This is a genomic window from Kitasatospora purpeofusca (assembly GCF_000718025.1).
GTDB lineage: Bacteria > Actinomycetota > Actinomycetes > Streptomycetales > Streptomycetaceae > Kitasatospora > Kitasatospora purpeofusca.
Window position 1 is genome coordinate 106,239 of record NZ_JODS01000002.1, and the last position, 16,245, is coordinate 122,483.

The 16,245-nt window shown below is 70.8% G+C and carries 21 protein-coding genes; 15 read left to right on the forward strand and 6 right to left on the reverse strand.

The annotated features are described in order from the left end of the window. Positions 1-41: 41 nt before the first annotated feature. The 4 genes from IF01_RS0103555 to IF01_RS48060 all read left to right on the forward strand — a co-directional run bounded on the left by IF01_RS0103555 (position 42) and on the right by IF01_RS48060 (position 1,824). Positions 42-923, forward strand: a complete 882-nt coding sequence (locus IF01_RS0103555) for a helix-turn-helix domain-containing protein (protein ID WP_030391753.1) — start codon at positions 42-44, stop codon at positions 921-923. Continuing rightward, entirely contained in the window at positions 920-1,102 is a 183-nt protein-coding gene (locus tag IF01_RS0103560; protein ID WP_030391754.1) for a DUF397 domain-containing protein, read from the forward strand. The genes IF01_RS0103555 and IF01_RS0103560 overlap by 4 nt, the downstream gene beginning before the upstream one ends. A gap of 162 nt (positions 1,103-1,264) precedes the next feature. Then, positions 1,265-1,501, forward strand: coding sequence for a DUF397 domain-containing protein (locus IF01_RS0103565; protein ID WP_030391755.1), 237 nt, complete (start codon positions 1,265-1,267; stop codon positions 1,499-1,501). 155 nt (positions 1,502-1,656) lie between these two features. Next, on the forward strand, positions 1,657-1,824 hold the full coding sequence (locus tag IF01_RS48060) for a hypothetical protein (RefSeq protein WP_157855152.1): 168 nt from the start codon (positions 1,657-1,659) through the stop codon (positions 1,822-1,824). 159 nt (positions 1,825-1,983) lie between these two features. Here the strand turns inward: IF01_RS48060 and IF01_RS0103575 are convergent, their stop codons facing one another. Further along, a complete protein-coding gene (locus tag IF01_RS0103575; RefSeq protein ID WP_030391756.1) occupies positions 1,984-2,358 on the reverse strand; it encodes a MerR family transcriptional regulator in 375 nt (124 codons plus the stop codon). Positions 2,359-2,427: 69 nt separating this feature from the next. Between IF01_RS0103575 and IF01_RS0103580 the strand changes: the two genes are divergently transcribed. From IF01_RS0103580 to IF01_RS0103600, 5 genes are all read left to right on the forward strand, one after another. Next, complete coding sequence (locus IF01_RS0103580) at positions 2,428-3,354, forward strand: aldo/keto reductase (RefSeq protein WP_030391757.1); 927 nt, start codon at positions 2,428-2,430, stop codon at positions 3,352-3,354. A gap of 120 nt (positions 3,355-3,474) precedes the next feature. Further along, positions 3,475-4,104 (forward strand): class I SAM-dependent methyltransferase, encoded by a 630-nt coding sequence (locus IF01_RS0103585; protein WP_030391758.1) that lies wholly within the window; start codon positions 3,475-3,477, stop codon positions 4,102-4,104. 67 nt (positions 4,105-4,171) lie between these two features. After that, entirely contained in the window at positions 4,172-4,297 is a 126-nt protein-coding gene (locus tag IF01_RS50835) for a hypothetical protein (RefSeq protein WP_279617247.1), read from the forward strand. Between the two features lie 75 nt (positions 4,298-4,372). Beyond that, positions 4,373-5,095 carry a DUF2306 domain-containing protein gene (locus IF01_RS0103595; RefSeq protein ID WP_030391759.1) on the forward strand — a complete coding sequence of 241 codons (723 nt, stop codon included), beginning with the start codon at positions 4,373-4,375 and terminating at the stop codon, positions 5,093-5,095. An 80-nt stretch (positions 5,096-5,175) separates the two neighbouring features. Further along, positions 5,176-5,847 carry a TetR/AcrR family transcriptional regulator gene (locus IF01_RS0103600; protein WP_030391760.1) on the forward strand — a complete coding sequence of 224 codons (672 nt, stop codon included), beginning with the start codon at positions 5,176-5,178 and terminating at the stop codon, positions 5,845-5,847. Positions 5,848-5,902: 55 nt separating this feature from the next. Here IF01_RS0103600 and IF01_RS0103605 read toward each other — a convergent pair whose 3' ends face one another. Further along, positions 5,903-6,475, reverse strand: a complete 573-nt coding sequence (locus IF01_RS0103605) for a TetR/AcrR family transcriptional regulator (protein WP_030391761.1) — start codon at positions 6,473-6,475, stop codon at positions 5,903-5,905. Between the two features lie 103 nt (positions 6,476-6,578). Here IF01_RS0103605 and IF01_RS0103610 point away from each other — a divergent pair, with 103 nt between their 5' ends. From IF01_RS0103610 to IF01_RS0103620, 3 genes are all read left to right on the forward strand, one after another. Further along, positions 6,579-6,887 carry a hypothetical protein gene (locus IF01_RS0103610; protein WP_030391762.1) on the forward strand — a complete coding sequence of 103 codons (309 nt, stop codon included), beginning with the start codon at positions 6,579-6,581 and terminating at the stop codon, positions 6,885-6,887. 110 nt (positions 6,888-6,997) lie between these two features. Further along, complete coding sequence (locus IF01_RS0103615) at positions 6,998-7,435, forward strand: NUDIX hydrolase (RefSeq protein ID WP_030391763.1); 438 nt, start codon at positions 6,998-7,000, stop codon at positions 7,433-7,435. Between the two features lie 156 nt (positions 7,436-7,591). Beyond that, positions 7,592-8,191, forward strand: a complete 600-nt coding sequence (locus tag IF01_RS0103620) for an SMI1/KNR4 family protein (protein ID WP_051754883.1) — start codon at positions 7,592-7,594, stop codon at positions 8,189-8,191. A 62-nt stretch (positions 8,192-8,253) separates the two neighbouring features. Here the strand turns inward: IF01_RS0103620 and IF01_RS0103625 are convergent, their stop codons facing one another. Further along, positions 8,254-8,724, reverse strand: a complete 471-nt coding sequence (locus IF01_RS0103625) for an NUDIX domain-containing protein (RefSeq protein WP_030391765.1) — start codon at positions 8,722-8,724, stop codon at positions 8,254-8,256. A 4-nt stretch (positions 8,725-8,728) separates the two neighbouring features. After that, positions 8,729-9,472, reverse strand: a complete 744-nt coding sequence (locus IF01_RS0103630; RefSeq protein ID WP_030391766.1) for a helix-turn-helix domain-containing protein — start codon at positions 9,470-9,472, stop codon at positions 8,729-8,731. A 226-nt stretch (positions 9,473-9,698) separates the two neighbouring features. On the opposite strand from IF01_RS0103630, the gene IF01_RS0103635 reads away from it, so the two are divergent. Together IF01_RS0103635 and IF01_RS0103640 are read left to right on the forward strand one after the other, a co-directional pair. Further along, positions 9,699-10,895: a methyltransferase domain-containing protein gene (locus tag IF01_RS0103635; protein ID WP_244215416.1), complete on the forward strand. Its 1,197-nt coding sequence runs from the start codon at positions 9,699-9,701 to the stop codon at positions 10,893-10,895. Between the two features lie 21 nt (positions 10,896-10,916). Beyond that, positions 10,917-11,378 carry a hypothetical protein gene (locus tag IF01_RS0103640; RefSeq protein ID WP_030391768.1) on the forward strand — a complete coding sequence of 154 codons (462 nt, stop codon included), beginning with the start codon at positions 10,917-10,919 and terminating at the stop codon, positions 11,376-11,378. 62 nt (positions 11,379-11,440) lie between these two features. Here the strand turns inward: IF01_RS0103640 and IF01_RS0103645 are convergent, their stop codons facing one another. Beyond that, positions 11,441-13,138, reverse strand: coding sequence for a SulP family inorganic anion transporter (locus IF01_RS0103645; protein WP_051754884.1), 1,698 nt, complete (start codon positions 13,136-13,138; stop codon positions 11,441-11,443). A gap of 52 nt (positions 13,139-13,190) precedes the next feature. Continuing rightward, positions 13,191-15,014 carry an alkyl/aryl-sulfatase gene (locus IF01_RS0103650; protein ID WP_030391770.1) on the reverse strand — a complete coding sequence of 608 codons (1,824 nt, stop codon included), beginning with the start codon at positions 15,012-15,014 and terminating at the stop codon, positions 13,191-13,193. Between the two features lie 243 nt (positions 15,015-15,257). On the opposite strand from IF01_RS0103650, the gene IF01_RS0103655 reads away from it, so the two are divergent. Beyond that, positions 15,258-16,205, forward strand: coding sequence for a MerR family transcriptional regulator (locus IF01_RS0103655; RefSeq protein WP_030391771.1), 948 nt, complete (start codon positions 15,258-15,260; stop codon positions 16,203-16,205). Positions 16,206-16,245 lie beyond the last annotated feature (40 nt).

Sequence of the window (16,245 nt, forward strand, 5' to 3'; positions counted from 1 at the left end):
TGACGGCCCGTCGGCCGTGACCGGGAAATGGGGAGGTCGTTATGGCTGAAGTTCGGGGCGGCGGCGACAGTGGCGATGTGCGGCCCGAGTTGGAGGAGGACCTCTCCGAGGTCTCCGACTTCCTGAAGGCGATCGGCAAGCAGATCAAACTGCTGCGCGAGCGGGCCGGGTTGACGCAGAAGGAGTTCGCCAAGAAGGTCGGCTACACCGAGAGCCTGATCGGCGCGGTGGAGCAGGGGAAGCGGACGCCGCAGCGGGAGTTGCTGGAGGCGTCGGAGCGGATCCTCGACGCCGGCGGGCTGCTGATCGTCACGTCGGACGACATCGAGAGCGCCAAGGCCAAGGCGCGGGTGCGCCACCCGGAGTGGTTCCGGGGCTACGCGGGCTTGGAGGCGAAGGCGGAAGAACTCAACGACTGGAGCATGTGGGATCTCTCAGGCCTGCTCCAGACCGAGGCTCACGCGCGTGCCGTGTTCTCAATGCGCCAGCCGTTGCTGTCCGAGGAGGTCATCGAGATGAGGGTGGCGGCCCGAATGGCGCGGCAGGATGTCCTCACGAAGTGGCCTCGCGCCATGTTCAGCTGGGTGATCGACGAGAGTGTGCTCCGTCGACCGCTGGGTGGCTGGGACGTGCACGCGGAGCAACTGCGACGGTTGCTGGAGATCGGTAACACCCGAGGGATGGTCGTGCAGGTCCTGCCCCTCGATCGCACGGAGCACGCTGGTATGGGCGGACCGTTCGTTCTGGTCACCCCTAAGGGGCAATCGCAGATGGGCTATATCGAGATTCAGACCAGCAGTAGGCTGATCAGGAGTCAGAGTGAGGTCCGGATCCTGAACGCGCGCTACGTCACGCTCAGGTCGCAGGCGCACACTCCGCCGGAGTCCCTGTCCTTGATCGAGAAGATTCTGGGAGAACGATGAGCAGCGAACTGGTGTGGTTCAAGAGCAGCTACAGCGGTGATGAGGGCGGCAATTGCGTCGAGATCGCCGAGGCGACGTCGGCCGTGCTCGTCCGTGACTCCAAGGACAAGTCCGGTCCCCGTCTCACCTTCTCGCCGGCCGCCTGGGAGGCGTTCGTCGAGTTCGCGCAGTCGGTCTGACGACCAGTCTCCCCGCTCGGCGCCCAGCGACCGTCCACCGACCGGTGGACGGTCGCTTTCTGTGTGGGCATCTTGGCCCGCCTGTATGGGCTGTACCGGTATCCCCCAGGGGAGTTGCTCCGTATCCTGGGCGCGCCACGACACCCTCACCTAGGGAGCGCCATGAGCAGCGAACTGGTCTGGTTCAAGAGCAGCCACAGCGGCGACGAGGGCGGAGCCTGCGTCGAGATCGCCTGGTTCAAGAGCAGCCACAGTGGCAACGAAGGCGGCGAATGCGTCGAGGTCGCCGAGACGACCTCCGCCGTCCTCGTCCGCGACTCCAAGGACAAGTCCGGCCCCCACCTCACCTTCACCCCGGCCGCCTGGGAAGCCTTCGTCGCCTACGCCCGCTCCGCCTGAGCCAACGTTCGGGACCGGCCGGGCCTGCTTGGACGGTCGGGTGAACAACCTCGACGAGTACCTGGAGGACTGGGAGTTCGGCCCCGAATGTCGCCTTCCGCCGGCAGTTCATCGAGGAGACCCGGAGGCAGTGGGCCCGCCAGGACCGCGAACGGGTGGCTGCCCGGACCCGCGCAGGGTGCGGCTGCCTCGCCCCCGTCGCTGTGATCGTGGGGATCGTCGTCTTCTACAACGTCACGCACGACGTGATCAGCACTGTCTTCTTCTCCCTCTTCGCGATCCCCGTGATCATCGGCCTCCTCGGCGGGGGCAGACGGCGGTAGCACCACGCACCACCCCGGGTGGGATCCCCGGCCGGTCGAAGGGCTGGTCGGCGCGCTCGACGTCCCGGTGGTCGCCGAGGCAATCGCCGGACCGGCGCGGGCCCCCTCGCCCCGGCGCCCCCTGAACCCCTCCGGCCCGAAGCGCCCCGGCCCGAAGTCCTACGCCGGCACCGGTTCGGCGGCCGTCCCGGCCTCCTGGCGGGCCGCCGCGACGATCCCCGCCAGTGCGACCCGGCTCGCCCCGAGTGCCAGCATCTGCGTGTCGATCAGGTCGAGCCGCTGCTCCAGCACCTCCAGCATGCAGGCGGCCACCGCGCCGTCGCCGTTCACGCAGGGCAGCACGTCCCGGATGGCGCTGGTGGAGAGCCCGGCGCCCAGCAGGGCCCGGATGTTGCGGACGACCGCCGGCGCGTCCTCGTCGTACCGCCGTTGGCCGCCCGCAGGCCGCCGGGGCTCCAGCAGGCCCTGCTCCTCGTAGTACCGCAGCAGGCGGACGCTGACCCCGGTCCGCGCCGCCAGCTCACCGATCCGCATGTGACGCCCCTCACATCGCCTTGTGTTCCCTTGAACCTCACACGGATGAGAGATCCTAGCGTGATCCCCATGACCAACACCGAGATCAGCACCCGTCCCGTCCGTCAGACCTACTCCATCGGCGGTGACCTGGCCGTCCACCGGATCGGCTACGGCACCATGCGCCTCGCCGACACCCCGGACATCAAGCCCGCCGACGCGGTCATCTGGCGTGCCCCGACCCCGCGCCCCGCCGCCCTCGACGTGCTGCGCGCCGCCGTCGAGCACGGCGTCCAACTGGTCGACACCGCCGACTCCTACGCCCTCGGCGGCGGCGAGGAACTGGTCGCCGAGGCGCTGCACCCGTACGCCCCGGGCGTCGTGGTCGCCACCAAGGTGGGCGTGACCCGCCCGAGCCCCTCGGAGTGGATCCCGGTCGGGCACCCCGCGTACCTGCGCCAGCAGGCCGAGCTGAGCCTGCGCCAGCTCCGCGTGGAGCGGATCGACCTGCTCCAGCTCCACCGGATCGACCCCGCGGTGCCGCTGGCCGACCAGATCGGCGCGCTCAAGCAGCTCCAGGACGAGGGCAAGGTCCGGCACATCGGCCTTTCCGAGGTCACCGTCGACGAGCTGAGGCAGGCGCTGGAGATCGCCCCGATCGCCTCCGTGCAGAACTGGTACAACCTGGCCGCCCGGCAGCACGAACCGGTGGTCGACTTCACCGCCGAGCACGGCATCGCGTTCCTGCCGTTCTTCCCGATCGCCGTCGGCGGCCACGCGGGCGAGGGCGGCCCGGTCTCCGAGGTCGCCCGAGAGGTCGGCGCCACCCCGGCGCAGACCGCGCTCGCCTGGCTGCTTCACCGCTCGCCCAACATCGTGCCGATCCCGGGCACCACGTCCGCGAAGCACCTGGTGGAGAACCTGGGCGCGGCGGCCGTCGAGCTGAGCGACGAGCAGTACGCGCGCCTGGACGGAATCGCCGCCGCCGAGGCCGCCGCCGGGGCCGAGGGCGTGTGACCGGCGTCCCTGCCGGGAGTGGGAAGTCGGCCGCTCCGACTTCCCACTCCCGGCAGCTCCGGCCGCGGTCCTCGTCGGGATCCCGCCCGTGATCTCCGGGACATGGCTTACAGTCCTCCAGTGGCGGATCACCAGGACGAGACCGGGGCGGCCTACGACGGGGTCGTCGAGCTGTACGCGTCGCTGTTCGCCGACGGGCTGGAGCAGCGGCCGTTCGCCCGCGCCATGATCGGCACCTTCGCCGAACTGGTGCGCGCGACGGGCAACCTGCGGGTGGCCGACGTCGGCTGCGGGCCCGGACACATCACGGCCATGCTGAACGAACTGGGGCTGGACGCCTCGGGGTTCGACCTCTCCCCGGGCATGGTCGAGCACGCCCGGCGGGCCCGCCCGGCGCTGCGCTTCCAGGAGGCGCGGATGGAGGTCCTCCCGGTCGAGGACGGCGCGCTCGGCGGTGTACTGGCCCACTACTCGACGATCCACACGCCGCCGGCGGAACTGCCGGCACTGCTCGCCGGACTGGTACGCGTCCTGGCGCCGGGCGGTCTGCTCCTGCTCTCCTTCTTCGGCACCGACGGGCCGGAGCCGATCCGGTTCGACCACAAGGTGACACCCGCGTACAGCTGGCCGGTCGACCGCCTCGCCGGGCTGCTGACCGGCGCCGGGCTCGACCCCTTCGCCCGGCTGCTCCACGACCCGGCCTCGGAACGGGGCTTCCTCGACGCCCACCTGCTCGCCCGGCGCCGTTAGGCGGGTGCCGGGGCGCCTGTGCGCCTCCCGAGCCCGGGAAGCGCACAGGAGGAGCAGGTCTGACTGGATGTCGTCCTCGTCGGCGTTCGCCTGGGCCGGCGACATCCCCTTCGCCGAAGCCCAGTTGCTGGCGCAGTGCCTCGACCTGCGCACTTTCCGGCAGTTGTTGACACCCGCGCTCGGCGGGCACTAAAACTCACACTGTACAGATTGAGCATGTGTCGCCGTTGCCGTGCCTCACCTCGCCCCGAAAGAGGGCTTCTTCGCCATGTCCGTACTGACCTCCCGCCCGCCGACCGTCACCGGTCGGCCCCGCCGCGGGTCCCGTTTCAGCTGGACCGTGATGCTGCTGCTGTCGGTGGCGATCACCGGCTACTCCGTCGGCCAGTACGCGGCCGGCAGCCTCCAGGACCTCGCCGCCGACCGGGTCGGCCTCGCGCCGACGTACGCGGACCGGCCGTTCGCGGTCCAGGTCGCCTTCTACGTCCACATCGTCACGGCCGGACTGGCCCTGGCGGTCGGTCCGTTCCAGTTCGTCCGCGCGATCCGTCGCCGCTTCCCCCGCGTGCACCGCTGGATCGGGCGCGGCTACGTGGGCGCCGTCGGCCTCGGCTCGGTGGCGGCGCTGGTGATGTCGTGCTTCAACTCCGTGGCGTTCGCCGGGTTCTTCGGCTTCGGCGGCCTCGCCGTGCTGTGGGGCTGGACCACCTACCGCGGCTACCGGGCCGCCCGGGAGGGCGACTTCGCCGCCCACGAGGCCTGGATGATACGCAGCTTCGCCCTGACCTTCGCGGCGCCGACGCTGCGGCTCTGGTTCGGCGTGCTGATCCTGGCGCAGGTCCTGGCCGGCGACGCCGGGGGCGACGTGGAGAAGATGGTCGGCCAGGCGTACGCCGCGGTGCCGTTCCTGTGCTGGCTGCCCAACCTCGTCGTCGCGGAGCTGATGGTCCGCCGTCGCAACCTCCCGGGCCTGCGGTTCGTCGTGCCGTAGCCGAGGAGGGGCGCCGACGGGTGCGGACGGACCCCGGGGGCAAGTGGCTGCCCGGGATCCTTCCGTGCCAGGATCCGTACATGACCCAGCCGACCCGCCGCACCCGCACGACCCGCGCCACCTACCACCACGGCGACCTGCGGGCGGCACTGATCGGAGCGGGCATCGAACTGGCCCGCACCGGCGGGCCGGAGGCGGTGGTCCTGCGCGAGGTCGCCCGCCTCGTCGGGGTCGCGCCCAACTCCGCTTACGGGCACTTCAAGACCCTGGCCGAACTGAAGGCGGCGGTGGCCAAGCAGGCCCTGTGCGAGCTGGGAGCCGCCATGGCGGCGCAGGTCGCCTCCGTCCCGGAGCCGTCGGACCCGCGCGCCGCGGCGGTGTCCCACCTGCGCGAGGTCGGCCGTGCGTACGTGCAGTTCGCACTCGACGAGCCGGGGCTGTTCCGGACCGCCATGGACGGCAACCCCTCGGGTGTGGGCACGCCGGGATCGCCCGGCCACGAGCCGGTCCCCGACCCCGAGGGCCGGCCGCAGCCGGACGCCATTCTCCTGGCGGCCCTCGACCGGCTGACCGAGGCGGGCTGCCTGCCGCCGGAGGAGACCGGGGCGGCGGTGGTGGCCAGTTGGGCCACTGTGCACGGGCTCGCCACCATACTGGTCAACCTGCAGCCCGACCTCTCGCCGACCGAGCGGACCGCGGCGATCGACAACGGTCTGCGCGTCCTGCTGCTGGGAATCACGGCGCTGGGTTAGGCGCTCTCCTCGTCCGAGCCGGGCTCCAGCACGATCGCTCCCGGGTCGCCCCGGGTCAGTCCCCGTCCGGGACGGCGGACAGCACGGCTGCCGCAGCCCGGTCGAAGGGCGCGACACTGCCCGCCGCGCGGCAGAGGACGTGGGCGCCTTCGAGGGTGACGATCATGAGGGTGGCCAGGTCGGCGGCCTGGGACGGACTCATTCCGGCGTGGGTGAGCTTCCCGGTGAGCTCGCCGACCCAGTCGGAGAATCCCTCGGCCGCGACCGCGAGCAGGCTGCCCTGGTCGGCGATGGCCGCGCCGCCGTCGATGGTGACCGCCGCGACCGCGCAGCCGCCGCCCTGGGCGGACGCCTCCACCGCCGGGCGGATGTTGCCGAGGAACGCCTCCACGACCTCGCGCGGTGTGCGGTCCGGCAGTTCGCGCAGGTGACCGCGGACGTCCGCCGCGTTCTGGCGGGCCGCTTCGAGTGCGAGCTGCTGTTTGCCGCCGGGGAAGTGGTGATAGATCGCCCCGCGCGCGGCCCCGCTCCGGGCCAGGACTTCGGTGAAGGACATCGCGGCCAGACCGTGCTGCTGCAGCAGCCCGATCGCCGCGCCGATCATGCGGGACCTGGTGTCCACGGCCATCGCTACCCCCTTGACTAGTACGCGCATCCTACTCCAAGCTCAAGCCACTAGGACGTACGTACTAGTGAGGTGGCCGAACAGGCCCCGAAGTCGGAGGTTCGTGATGGGCAAGACCTTTCTCTACACCGAGATCGAGGCGGCAGTTCCGTTCGACCGCTTCGACTGGCAGCAGGTCAACGCGGCCCTGAGGACCGCACCGGGCCTGATCCGCAAGACGTGGCTGTCCGGGATCGGCACCCACACCATCGGCGGCTTCTACGAGTTCGACACCGCCGAGAACGCCCTCGCCTTCGCCCAGGGCCCCTTCGCCGAGGAGGCCCGCCGGGCCGGCTCCCCGGCGACGACTCGGCTCTTCGACGGCGAGGTCGTCAGGGAGGCCAGCATCGACCTGGACTCGCCCTACTACGGCTGACGGCCCGCCGGCCGCCCCGCCCCGACCCAGGGGCGGGGCGGCGGAGGGTAGCCTCGCCTCCGCCCGATCGTCCCGATCGTCTCGTTCGTCCCGATCGCACGGAGGTTGTTGTGAGTCCGGAGAAGGCTGTCAGGGAGAAGGTGCTCGCCTACATCGTCCGCGACGGGCGGCTGCTGGTGTTCCGGCACACCGACCACGGCTACGAGGAGGTCGGCATCCAGGTCCCGGCCGGCAGTATCCGCCCGGACGAGACCCCGGAGGACGCCGCCCTGCGCGAGGCCCGCGAGGAGACCGGTCTCAGCGCCTTCACCGTCGTGCGCAAGCTCGGCGAGGCCGAGTACGACCTCACCCCTTACCGGTACGAGATCCAGCGCCGGCACGTCTTCCACCTCGCCCTCGCCGAGCCGACCCCCGAACGCTGGACCAGCCAGGAGAGCCACGACGGCACCCGGCCGCCCACCCCCTTCGAGTGCTTCTGGCTCCCCCTGGAGACCGCCCACATCCTGCAGTCCGGCCAAGGCGCTCTGCTCGGCCGCCTCTTCGACTGACCCACCCCGCGCAGGAAGTCGGCCCCTCCGACTTCCTGCGCACGGACGCGTGTGCGGCTTCGTCCTGAGCCCCTGACCGACCCACTCTGCCCCCCCGCCGAGGATGGACAATGGCATCAATGGGCGAGGACGCCCCGACCCGACGGGAGCCGTAGTGTGAGTGACGAACAGTCCGCCGCAATCGCCGCCGTGGCGAGCCTCGGAGAGGTGTTGTCGTGCGTCGGGCCCACCTGCGGGGACACCGTCGACTGGAGTGCGGCGGAAAAGGTCCACGGAACGTCCTTCCCGGCCGACTACCGGGCCTTTGTCGCGGCCTTCGGCAACGGTTCGATCGAAGAGATGGTCGGCGTTCACGTCCCTGCCACCTCGGAGGAGTTGCGGTTCGGAACGATTTCGAGGCTCTCGGACGAAGCGCTCGCGGATTTCGCCGTGAACCAATGGGCCCCCGCCGACAGGGGCCGGTACCGGCTGGAGGATCTGCTCATCTGGGGCGGGACGGGCGCCGCCGACACGCTGTGCTGGATCACGGCGGACCCGGACCCGGACCGCTGGCCCGTCGCGGTGTACTCGCGGGGAGACCACGAATGGTCGGTGTACCCGTGCGGCATGGCCGAGTTCCTGCTCAAGCTGCTGCGCGACGAGTGGCCGCAGTGCCCGATCAGCGACTCCTCGCTCCAGGGCGTGCCGGACCCGCGGTTCCTGCACAACAAGGACGAGGCGGCGGCATGGGAGTCGGGGAACAACCCCTGGGAGTAGCCGATCCGCCGGTGACAACTCCCTGTCGCGCAGGAAGTCGGACTCCCCGACTTCCTGCGCGGCTATCCCAGGTACGGAGTCGCCCGGTGCTCCAGGAAATGCCGGAGACGGAGCTGCTGGGTGTGGTGCATCGGCAGGTCGCCGATGTCCTCCGGTGCCACGAACCGGAGATCGGTCGACTCGCCGGAGATCCGGAGCTCCCCACCCGTGATGCGCGCGGTGAAGCAGATGTTGAACTGCTGCCGCACCTCGCCGTCCGAGTAGGCGATCACATGCCGCGGATCGGTGTACGTGCCCACGATCCCGGTGACCTCCACATCGAGCCCGGTCTCCTCACGGACCTCCCGGACCGCCGCCCCCGGCAGCGACTCCCCGAGATCCATCGCACCGCCCGGCAACGCGTACATCCCGTTGTCGACCCGCCGTTGCAGCAGGATCCGCCCCTGCCCGTCGGTCACCACGGCTGACGCCGCAACCACCATCCGATTGGGCACCGGCGCGTCGGGATCGTCGTAGAACTCCGTGCGTGCCATGTGATCAACTCCTCTCGACCGGTTGGGCAGCGTTCCACACTGCCTCGAAGCTCGCAGCATAGGTGCCGAACAGCGTCCCTGTGCCAGCCCTCCTCAGGTGCCAAACCGGGGCTCCGAAGGCGTTGACCCCCCACACGTGCGCATTCACCAGCATCTGGTCGTCTGCCCGGTAGAGGCTGTTGTAGAGCGTGGTCCCATGGGTGCGGATCTCGATGCCCGGCGTGCCGAGTAGTGGGCGGTAGTGCATGAGGGCGAGCCTGCAGCGGGACTCGATGCCATCGCCGAACTTCTCCTCCTCCCCGCGTTGCCTGACGTTCTCGCTCTCGGCGTCGCCGAGAGCGATCCGAACCACACATCCTTCGGTGGCACGCTCACGAAGCAGCTCGTTGAGCCGGGGATACGCCTCGTGAAGGAATACGGCGGCGTAGACCAGTACGTCAATGTTTTTCGTGGCCTTTCCTAGCAGGTCCACAAACGCCGAGCCTGGAAGGTCCGCTCGCTGCTCGTACAGGGCAACCAGTTCGGGGCTTATCGCGCGTGCGGTGCGCGGCTGCCGAAGGCTCGGCCACAGTGCAAGCATGTCTGATCCGAGGGCTTCCGCGGCCAAGCGAGCTGCACCCAGCCGAGGCGTTCGGTTCTGACTTGCCCACCGCTCAACCGACTTGGTGTCCACGCCGACTTTCTCCGCCAAAGCTGAGCACGTCCAACCACCCGTGGCCATGGCGTCTTTCAGTCGCTCGTTCGGCATCTCGCTTGTCCCGCCTCGCATCCTGATCCTTCGCCAGGGACGTTCTATCGCACGAGGGACGTACTGAAGTGTCCCTTGAGTGAGGTTCCACCGTCCCAGGTGCCTGGCAGATCTTGGTGTCAACTCGGTGGAGAGGAGTGGAAGCAGTGGCCACTGCGCAAGGCAACCTCATCATGAGCACCCCGACCGAACGTCCTCCCGGCCCGACGGCTCCGGAGACCAAGCGGTGCACCGAGAACGCCAACTAACGATCTACGTAGAAGGGCTGACTATGGCTTGGGGAACCGGCAAGGGCGGAAGCAGCGGTGGCGGATCGGGCGCCAACGACGGCGGGCAGGGGAAGCACGGGGGGAAGAAGGATCCCGGTGACTCCAAGACGAACGCGGACCACCAGAGCGGCAAGGCCGACAACAAGCACAAGAAGGACGGTTGGTGGGCTTCCGCGTACGCGGAAGCCCCGGTGGTCACGCAGATCAACGACGGCCGGGAGAGCGAGGACGACCCGGTTCCGACGTCGTCGCTGTCCGATCCGGGAATCGTCTTCCGCACGCTCCACATGCTCGACCTGCGGAACGGCATGCGGGTGCTGGAGATCGGCACCGGCCCCGGGTGGAACGCGGCGCTCATGTCGCACCGACTCGGCCCGGGCCTGGTGACCAGCGTCGAAGTCGACCCCGACGTGACCGCGAGCGCCCGCAGCGCCCTGCACGAGCTCGGGTTGTCGCCCGTGGTGGTGTGCGGTGACGGCAGCCGTGGGTGGGCCCCGGGTGCTCCGTACGATCGAGTGATCGCGACCTGTGCGTTTCGCTCCGTGCCGTCGGAACTGATCTCGCAGACCGTAGCGGGTGGGTCGGTTCTGCTGCCGTGGGACAGCCCGTGGACAGGGTGGGGCCTGCTGTTGCTGACGGTCGGCACGGACGGCGACGCTTCGGGGCGGTTCAGCCCGCACAGTGCGTTCATGCTCAACCGGAGGCAGCGATCCGGGGTCCGGCTCTACCGGGACGTGGTCCGGGACGAGCACGTGCCCGACGAGTCGCATACCGATCTGCCCGCGTTCGAGATCGCCGAGGACCGGGGGGACCTGGCGTTCGGCATCGGCATGCGCCTCGCCGACGTGTGGCAGGCGTGGGACAACGATCCGGACGTGGACGGCGTAGCTCGCCGGCTCTGGCTCGCCACCACGGACGCGAAGTCGTGGGCGGCCGTGGACTGGGCGGGCGACGGAACGAAGGGGTGCACGGTGTGGCAGCACGGCCCCCGGCGGCTGTGGGCCGAGGTGGCCGAGGCCCACGCCTGGTGGCTGGCCAACGACGAGCCCGGACCGGACCGCTTCGGGCTGACCGTGGCCCCCGACGGGTCGCACAGCTTCTGGCTCGACGACCCGCGGACGGTCGTACGGAGTTCCGCACCCCCGCTGGAGTGAGTCAAATGATGTGATTGCCGAATGAATGGCTCGCACATCGACGACGACGAACCGCCCGAGCACCGGCGGTATGCCGAGTACCTGCGGGCGCTGGGCAGCGTGGCGGAGACTGACGAGGCCAACCTGCTGGCCGCCGTCCTTCGCGACGAGGACCAGTCCATGGCCGAAGCGGCGGTGAACCAGCATCTCGAACGCCGGGCCGCCGAGCAGCTGACCGGCCCCGGGTTCCCGGCCTGGGCAGCCATGATGGCGACGGTCGTCGGCGACCGCGCGTTCCTCGTCCGGCGCCTGCGGGAGTGGACCCTGCTCCGGTCCCTCGCCCTGGACGGGCCCTGGGCCGAGGAGGAGTTGCTGACCGCGTCCGACTGGTTCCAGCGCACGGTCACCACATCCCCGCTCGTCACCTCTCCCGCCGCGTTCGGCCTCCTCGCCGAGCGTGGCCGCACCCGCCGCGTCCGCAACGCCGCGAGCCGCCGGGGCTGACGGCCGCGCCCACTACCGGCTCTGCAGGCCACCACCGGATCGCCGAGACGAACGCGGCCCCTTCACCGCGTGGCGATCCACTGCCGTGCCTCCTCCGCCGCGCGGTCGAGGGGCGCCAGAAGGGCGGGTTCGGCGGGGACGACGGCGCTGTCGCCGAGTTGTGCGGTGATTCCGGTGCGGGCGAGGAGGGCGGCGAAGGCCGGTTGGACACCGGCGAGGACGAGGCGTCCGCCTTGGGCGTGCAAGCTGTTCGCGTAGCGGCGGATCAGCTTGAGCATCGCGGAGGACGGGACGTCCGGGGCTGTGCGCATCACCAGGATCAGGACGGCGCCGCGGGCGCCGTCGACGCGAGGCAACTGGGTCTCCAAGCGGGGGAGTTCGGCGAACAGACTGGTTCCCTCGTAGACCAGGACGGTGACGCGACCGGGGGGCAGCACTGCCGGAGGAGGGTCGCCGGTTGTGGCCCAGGCGCCTTCGTGGTCGCGTTCCAGGGCGACGAACCCGGACTGGCGGGCGGCCTGGACGCAGTAGAGCAGCAGCGACAGCACGGCTCCGATGACGATGGCCTGCTGGAGCGGGAGCTGCGTGGTGGCGGCGAAGGTGACGGCCATGGCGGCGGTGGAGAGTTTGGAAGTGCGCAGGACCAGCGCGACATCGGCGCGCTTGCCCCAGATCAGTTCGCCGCCGACGACCAGGATCAGGCCGCCGATCACCGGCATCGGGATCCGCTCGGCCAGCTTGCCCGCCACCAGGACGACCAGGGCCAGGAACACCCCGGAGATCACTCCGGCCCAGCGGGTTCGGGCGCCCGCGCCGGCGGCGACGCCGGTGCGGGAGAGCGAGCCGCCGGAGGGCAGGGCCTGGAAGAGACCGCCGCCGAGGTTGGCCAGGCCCTGGGCGGCGAAGTCACCGTTGACATCGGAGCGGCTGCCGTCCGGGTTGGGCATCGAGGGAGACACCCCCGCGGCCTGGGCCAGAGCGACCAGGGCGACCGAGAGGGCGCCGCCGAGCAGGTGCGGCATCGCACTCCAGTCGGGCAGGGACAGCCCGGGCAGCGCGGCGGGGATGCGGGCGATGTCGCGCACCAGTTCCACGTCCGTGCCCAGGAGCGCGACCGCGACGCTGACGAGCACCATCGCGACCAGCAGGGCCACCGGTTCGAGCCGTCGGACCGTGCGTGCCAGCGCCCATACCGCGATGGTGGTGGCGGCGACCAGGGTGGGGGCGAGCTTCCAGTTCCCGATGCCCGTGAGCCAGTTCCACAGTTGCAGCAGCTTGTTGTGGCCGGGCGGCTTGTAGCCGCTCGCGTCGCCCAGGACGCCGGTGACGATCTGCAGGGCGATACCGGTGGAGAACCCGGTCATCACCGCGTTGGAGACGAAGCTGAGCACGACGCCCAGCCGCAGCGCGCCCATGAGCAGCATGACCACGCCCACCAGGACGGTGAGCGCGGCGACGGTGCCGCCCGCGTGCGGGTCCAGGCCGGCGTCGGAGACGACGCTCTGTCCGGTCAGGGCGATGGCGCTGGTGAGGGTGGTGACCATGAGGACCGTGGGCGCGGCCAGGGACCCGAGGATCGGGGGCACTATGCCCGCGTACAGGCCCGCGACCGGGTTGAAGCCGGCGATGGACGCGTACGCCATCCCCTCGGGGATGCTGAACAGGCCGGTCACCATGCCCGCCGTCACATCGGCACCGGTCGGCCGTCCCCACCGTGGCCGGGTCGTGAGCCTGCGCGCCCCGGCCGTGAGCCTGTGCACCCGGGCGGTGGGCTTGCGTGCTCGTCCTGCCGAGCCGGTCACCGTCGTCCCGTCAGGGAGTGACGACGGCGAAGGACTTGTCGGGCTCGGAGACGTAGGAGAACAGGCGGCCGAGGACGGCCGGGTCGCCCTCGCTCCGGACGCCGTCCGGGCCCTGGCCGGCCAGCAGCCCGAGGAGCTGCGGCTTGGTGAGGGTCAGGGTGAGGTCCGACGGGACCGCAGGGGCGGTGCCGAGCGGGGTGGCGCGGTGGGTCAGGGCCCCGTTGCGCAGGGTGAGCCGGTGGCGGTTGCCCTCGTCGGTCAGGGCGAGGTCGACGGTCAGGGAGTCGTTCCACGCCCTGGGCCCGTCGATGCGCACCGCGACCGAGTCGAGCAGCATCTCGGTGGTCAGCGCCATCGCCATCCCGGTGCTGGTGTCCAGTTCGACGGTGCCGGGGCCCTGGCGCAGTTCCAGCGCGGCCATGAGGTAGAAGTTGCGCCAGGGGCCGTTCTCGCAGCCGTGCCCCAGCCGCTCGTACACCCCGGCCAACTCCTCCTTCGCGGTGTCGTTCCGGGGATCGGCGAAGACCAGGTGGTTCAACAGGGTGGCCGCGAAGCGCAGGTCACCGTCGGTGGCGTAGGCGCGGGCCTTGGCCAGGGCGGTCTCCGGGCCGCCGGCCAACTCGACGTAGCGCGTCGCCAGTTCCACCGGGGGATGCTCCCACAGGTGGGCGGGGTTGCCGTCGAACCAGCCCAGGTAGCGCTGGTAGACGGCCTTGGTGTTGTGGCTGAGGGAGCCGTAGTAGCCGCGCGCGTGCCACGCCTGCTCCAGCGCGGGCGGCAGCTGCATCTCCTCGGCCAGCTCCGGACCGGTCAGGCCGGAGTTGAGCATCCGCAGCGTCTGGTCGTGCATGTAGGCGTACAGGTCGCGCTGCTGGGTCAGCAGCTCCACCACGTTCTCCCGGCCCCACGTCGGCCAGTGGTGCGACGCGAACGCGACGTCGTAGCTGTCGCCGAAGAACTCGACGGCCTCGTCCAGGTACCGCGACCAGATCCGCGAATCGCGGACCACCGCCCCCCGCAGGGTCAGGATGTTGTGCATGTTGTGGGTGGCGTTCTCCGCCAGGCACAGCGCGCGCCGCTGCGGGAAGGAGAAGTTCATCTCCGCCGGAGCCTCGGTGCCCGGGGTGAGCTGGAAGACGATCCGCACCCCGTCCACCGTCTCCTCCTGCCCGGTGCGGGTGACGTCCACGGTCGGCGGGATCAGCGAGACCGTGCCGGTCGAGGTCGTCATCCCCAGCCCGGCGCTGACCTGCCCCTCCGGCGACTTGGGCAGCCGGTCGCCGTACATGAACATCGCCCGCCGCGTCATCGCGTTGCCCGCGTAGACGTTCTCGCTGACCGCGTGCTCCAGGAACCCGATCGGCGCGATCACCGGCACGCCCTGCTCGCTCCCCTCGGGCAGCACCCCGCGCGCACCGCCGAAGTGGTCCCCGTGCGAATGGGTGTAGACCAGACCGGTCACCGGCCGCTCCCCGCGGTGCTCGCGGTAGAGCGCGAGCGCGGCGGCGGCGCACTCGGTGGAGATCAGCGGATCGATCACGATCACCCCCCGCTCGCCCTCCACCAGCGTCATGTTCGACAGGTCCAGCCCCCGGACCTGGTAGATCCCCTCCGCCACCTCGTACAGGCCCTGCTTCGCGCACAACTGCGCCTGCCGCCACAGGCTCGGGCTGACCGTGTCCGGGCACGCGCCCTTGAGGTAGTCGTAGGCGTCGTTGTCCCACACCACCCGCCCGTCCGCGGCCCTGATGACCGCGGGCACCAGCGCCCCCAGGAAGCCCCGGTCGGCATTCTCGAAGTCGGTGGTGTCCTCGAAGGAGGGCAGGTGACTCATGCATCGCTCCGATCGTCCGACCAGCAGCAGTCAGGGAGCCGGCGCAGCCCCGGACGGGTGGCGCAGCGCCTGACGGGCTCGGGAATGCCGCGGGCATCTTCGGGAAGTCTGCGGCATTTGCGAGCATTGCGCATGGCGCGGGCGGCGAACGGGTGCGCGGTCACGGGACGGCCTCGGCGGCCTTGAGTCTCCCGCAGGGGGAGACGCCAGAGTAGGGGCATGGACGGGGACACGGGCGGGGCCATGGACGGGGACACGGGCGGGGACATGCTCTTCACGATCGGCGACCTGGCCCGGCGCACCGGGCTGACGGTCAAGACCATCCGGTTCTGGTCGGACTCCGGGATCGTGCCGCCGACCGACCGCAGCCCGGCCGGCTACCGGCTCTACGACCTCGACGCGCTCGCGCGCCTCGACCTGGTGCGCACCCTGCGCGACCTCGGCCTCGACCTTGCCGCCGTCCGGCAGGTGCTGGACCGGGAGGTCTCGGTGCCCGAGGTCGCGGCCGCGCACGCCGACGCCCTGGACGTGCAGATCCGCGTCCTCCGCCTGCGCCGCGCGGTGCTGCGCGCGGTGGCCAAACGCGACTCCACTCCCGAGGAAATGGACCTCATGCACAAGCTCGCAAAGCTCTCCGACGACGAACGCCGCCGCCTGATCACCGACTTCGTCGACGACACCTTCGGCGGCCTGGACGCCAACGCCGAGTTCGTCGACCTGCTCCGCTCGGCCGTACCCGAACTCCCCGACGACCCCGAACCCGAGCAGGTCCACGCCTGGGTCGAGCTCGCCGAACTCACCCGGGACCCCGACTTCCGCGCCGCCGTCCGCCGCATGGCCGAGTACCAGGCCGCCGAACGCGCCGACGGCGACCGCACCGGCCTCCACCACGACCTCACCGAGGCCGTCCGCGACGCCGTCGGCCGCGCACTCGACGCCGGCCTCGCTCCCGCCTCGCCCGAGGCCGCAACCGTCGTCGACACGCTCACCGCCCGCTACGCGCAGACCTTCGACCGCGCCGACGACGCGGAGCTGCGCCACTGGCTGCTGGCCCGCCTGGAGATCGCCGGCGACCCGCGGGCGGAGCGCTACTGGCACCTGCTGTCCGTCGTCAACGGCTGGCCCGTTCCGCCGAGCCTGGCCCCGGTCTTCGGCTGGTTCACGGCCGCCCTGCGCGCCGGCGGCTCGTAGGCGCCCGTCGGCCCTGCGCAGGAAGTCGGGCCGCCCGACT

Excerpts from the sequence above, each read along its gene's own strand:
- IF01_RS0103555 (WP_030391753.1), top strand. The coding sequence starts at position 42 with ATGGCTGAAGTTCGGGGCGGCGGCGACAGTGGCGATGTGCGGCCCGAG.
- IF01_RS0103560 (WP_030391754.1), top strand. The coding sequence starts at position 920 with ATGAGCAGCGAACTGGTGTGGTTCAAGAGCAGCTACAGCGGTGATGAG.
- IF01_RS0103565 (WP_030391755.1), top strand. The coding sequence starts at position 1,265 with ATGAGCAGCGAACTGGTCTGGTTCAAGAGCAGCCACAGCGGCGACGAG.
- IF01_RS0103575 (WP_030391756.1), bottom strand. The coding sequence starts at position 2,358 with ATGCGGATCGGTGAGCTGGCGGCGCGGACCGGGGTCAGCGTCCGCCTG.
- IF01_RS0103580 (WP_030391757.1), top strand. The coding sequence starts at position 2,428 with ATGACCAACACCGAGATCAGCACCCGTCCCGTCCGTCAGACCTACTCC.
- IF01_RS50835 (WP_279617247.1), top strand. The coding sequence starts at position 4,172 with ATGTCGTCCTCGTCGGCGTTCGCCTGGGCCGGCGACATCCCCTTCGCC.
- IF01_RS0103595 (WP_030391759.1), top strand. The coding sequence starts at position 4,373 with ATGTCCGTACTGACCTCCCGCCCGCCGACCGTCACCGGTCGGCCCCGC.
- IF01_RS0103600 (WP_030391760.1), top strand. The coding sequence starts at position 5,176 with ATGACCCAGCCGACCCGCCGCACCCGCACGACCCGCGCCACCTACCAC.
- IF01_RS0103605 (WP_030391761.1), bottom strand. The coding sequence starts at position 6,475 with ATGGCCGTGGACACCAGGTCCCGCATGATCGGCGCGGCGATCGGGCTG.
- IF01_RS0103610 (WP_030391762.1), top strand. The coding sequence starts at position 6,579 with ATGGGCAAGACCTTTCTCTACACCGAGATCGAGGCGGCAGTTCCGTTC.
- IF01_RS0103625 (WP_030391765.1), bottom strand. The coding sequence starts at position 8,724 with ATGGCACGCACGGAGTTCTACGACGATCCCGACGCGCCGGTGCCCAAT.
- IF01_RS0103630 (WP_030391766.1), bottom strand. The coding sequence starts at position 9,472 with ATGCCGAACGAGCGACTGAAAGACGCCATGGCCACGGGTGGTTGGACG.
- IF01_RS0103640 (WP_030391768.1), top strand. The coding sequence starts at position 10,917 with ATGAATGGCTCGCACATCGACGACGACGAACCGCCCGAGCACCGGCGG.
- IF01_RS0103650 (WP_030391770.1), bottom strand. The coding sequence starts at position 15,014 with ATGAGTCACCTGCCCTCCTTCGAGGACACCACCGACTTCGAGAATGCC.
- IF01_RS0103655 (WP_030391771.1), top strand. The coding sequence starts at position 15,258 with ATGGACGGGGACACGGGCGGGGACATGCTCTTCACGATCGGCGACCTG.